The 3,325-nt window shown below is 62.6% G+C and carries 2 protein-coding genes; one reads left to right on the forward strand and one right to left on the reverse strand.

Annotated elements, in window-relative coordinates:
* Positions 1-1,044: glutamine--fructose-6-phosphate transaminase (isomerizing) (glmS, locus tag WBP53_RS15385; protein WP_423930486.1), on the forward strand; the 1,044-nt coding region annotated here is incomplete at its 5' end.
* A 334-nt stretch (positions 1,045-1,378) separates the two neighbouring features.
* On the opposite strand, the gene WBP53_RS15390 is transcribed toward glmS, so the two are convergent.
* Positions 1,379-3,325, reverse strand: a 1,947-nt coding sequence (locus WBP53_RS15390) for an FUSC family protein (protein WP_423930488.1), incomplete at its 5' end; no start/stop codon positions are given.

Raw genomic sequence — 3,325 nt, forward strand, 5'->3', positions numbered from 1 at the left:
GTGGCCGACACGCTTGAAGGCCGCATCGCCAACGACCGCATCATGCCGAACATCTTTGGCGTGAACTCCGAGGACTTGCTCAAGCGGGTGCGGCATGTGCAGATCATCGCCTGTGGCACGAGCTATCACGCGGGCCTCGTGGCGCGCTACTGGCTGGAAGGTCTGGCAGGCATCCCCTGCAGCATCGAAGTGGCCAGCGAGTATCGTTACCGCCAAGCCGTCGTACCTGCCGACAGCCTGTTCCTCGCCATTTCCCAGTCAGGCGAAACCGCCGACACACTGGCGGCGTTGCGCGAAGGCAAGCAGCATGGGTATCTGGGATCGTTCGCAGTCTGCAACGTGCCGGAATCAAGTCTGGTACGCGAGTCGGATCTCGTCCTGATGACGCGTGCAGGTCCCGAGATCGGCGTTGCTTCGACCAAGGCCTTTACCACCCAGCTCAGCGCACTCGCCCTGCTCGTCCTCGAGCTGGCGCGCCTGAATGGCCTGGAAGACGAACGCTACACGCGGCTCGTCAACGATTTGAGCACCTTGCCGCGGCGCATTGCCGATGCTCTCGAACTGGCGCCCGAAATTGCCAAGCTGGCCGAACGCTTCGTGAACAAGAACCATGCGCTCTTCCTCGGTCGCGGCGCCAACTATCCGGTCGCCCTCGAAGGCGCGCTGAAGCTCAAGGAAATTTCCTATATTCACGCCGAAGGCTATCCGGCCGGTGAACTCAAGCATGGTCCACTTGCCCTGGTCGACGAAGACATGCCGGTGATTGCGGTCGCGCCAAACAACCAGTTGCTCGAAAAACTGAAGTCCAACCTCGAAGAAGTGCGCGCGCGCGGCGGTGAGTTGTTCGTGTTCGCCGATGAAGAAGTGCATATCGACGGTGATGGCGTGCGCGGAGCCGTGATCAAGGTCAACTCCGGCGGCAATCTCATCGCACCCGCAGTTTTCACGGTCCCGTTACAACTGCTCGCCTACCATGTCGCCGTGCTGCGCGGCACCGATGTAGACCAGCCACGCAACCTGGCCAAATCGGTCACCGTGGAGTAGCAAGACAACGACCAGGACTCGCCAGGAGGCGCCCCCCGAAGCGTGCCGAACTCCTGCCGTGCGACTGCAAAACCCGAATCGAGCACGCGCAGGGCTGGACGTTCGTTCAACTGCTGCAAGGCCGTCAGGGTCGGCAATTCCGCACCTTCCTCCCCGCTTCGCCAGTTGACGAGCAAGGATGCCGGGGATCACCACCCCATGAATCACCTTCAGCTGAAGTGCACCTTTGGGAACCATCGCGAACACGGTCCGATACGCGGCAGCATGCACGACGTGGTGTAACGCGCTCGCGACAGCCAACGCCTTCACTCACCCTTTGCGGCAGAGGCCTGAATCACGTCGTGTGTGGTTGCGTCAGCACATGGGCGACCGAATCGATTGCATCAGCGACTCCGTCACTGGCGTCAATCAGCGCCACCACGTAGACGGGGCACAATTCACAGGGCACTTCGAGTTGTGCGGCGAACGCGTGCTGGCGTTCGCGCAATCGCCAGTCGCCTGTCGGCGCGCGCGCATCGCGCAGCGCCTGTGCACAGTCGTGCAGTGCATTTCTGCAGGCTTCGGCGAAATGGGTCATCCGTACCGGCAATGGCGGGGCATCAGCGTCGTTTCGCGCCGCCTCCAATACCAGGGCCGCGCGTGCAAAGCGATTGGCATGGACCACCAATGCCTCCGCACGCATGAGCTGTTTGCGACTTTGTGGTTCATGGCGCAGGCGGTCCAGTGACGCCTCAGCATCACTGAACGCAGCGCGAGCCGCAGCTCGTGTGTCCTGGCGGGCGTCTGCATCGCCGAGCAAGACCGCCGCCAGATAGTCGCGACCGCTATCCACCATCCGAGCGAGGGTCGTCTGTTCGCGGCCGCGTTCCAATGTCGGCCACACGACATAGGCAAGCAATGCCAGTGCACTGCCCAGTACGGTGTCGAGTGCACGCGCATGGACTGCGGCTTGCGGCGAAATGCCATAGAAGGACAGCATGATCACGACCATCCCGGTCAGGCAGACCACGGCGATGCCGTAGTGCACCTCCGAGAGTTCACGATAGACGAAGCACAGCAGCGCCATCAGCATGAGTGATGCCCAGAACCCGCCCGGCCAGAAATGCAGCACGGCGGTAGTCGCCAAAAGTCCGCCCAGCGTGCCGGCGACGCGAAGCATTCCCACTCGCCAGGTCGCGCCAAAATCGGGCTTCAGCACGATTACCGCCGTCATCGGAACCCAGTAGCCGCGCGAGAGCGGCAGCAAGTACGTCAGCGCCAGCGCGAGTGCAAGACAGACGGCACATCGGATTGCGTGTCGGAAGGCTGGCGAGGAGAGTCGCAGGTTGGCGGCGAGCGTCATCCAGGGGTTGGCGGGGCGCAGCGCTGAGGGCAGGCGATAGTCAGCGTGCAGTTCGTCACCATTGCCCGCTGTGTCGGTGTTGCGAATGGCCGCACGCAGTTGCCCACCCAATGCGATTGCTCGCGCATGTGCCATTTGCTTCGTCCGGTCCGGGCCTTGTCCGGAATCGGCAAGCGGGAGCTGCTCAAGTTCGGCGGCAGCGGCCTCGAACCGCTTGATGGCCGCATCGGCCAGTGGTGACGTAGCTCCTTCCAATGCGCTTGCCAAGGACATGATCACGGCCTTTGCGGATTGGCGGACTGCTTGCAACTGGCCCCGCAACTGCTCCGACGAGCAGGAGGACTGCAGCACCGCCAGGGCAAACAGTTCCCCGCGGATTCGCTCGGCCAGTTGTGAAAGTACGCGAAATGCCTCGACCGCACTTCCTTGTGCGCTACCCGATCCGAACAGCAACGCTTGAAGATCATTCAGCGATGGCGGCAAGGTGACCGCTTCACCTTGTCCGACGGACTTGTGCGCTGCGGCCGACAGCGTGCGCATCGCACCAGCCAACGCAAAGCGCTCGGGGTGATACCGCCTCAGCGGCCATGCCGCAACAGCGAACAACGTTTGCAGTACGCCACCCGCAAAAATCAGCATGGCCACATCAAGTGCCTGAGCTATCGGCAGTGGATTGGCGGCCAGTACAACCAGCAGGATCATGCTGATCATGCCCGCGCGGCTCGCATGCGGACCGACCGCGACGAACAGGGCGGCGGCAAAACCCCACAAGGCCACGACGATGAACAGCGCTGCGGGCCAATGCCCCAGAACCGCCCCGGAAAACGCGGCAACGAATGCCACCAGCGCCGTCAGCAGCATTCGCTGCAGTCTCAACCGATAGGGCCCTGGCTGGTCGGCAAACATGGTGATGAGTGCGCCGGCAGCTACGCTGAGCCC

Origin of the sequence: Dokdonella sp. (genome assembly GCF_049593775.1) — a bacterium.
Taxonomy (GTDB): domain Bacteria; phylum Pseudomonadota; class Gammaproteobacteria; order Xanthomonadales; family Rhodanobacteraceae; genus Dokdonella.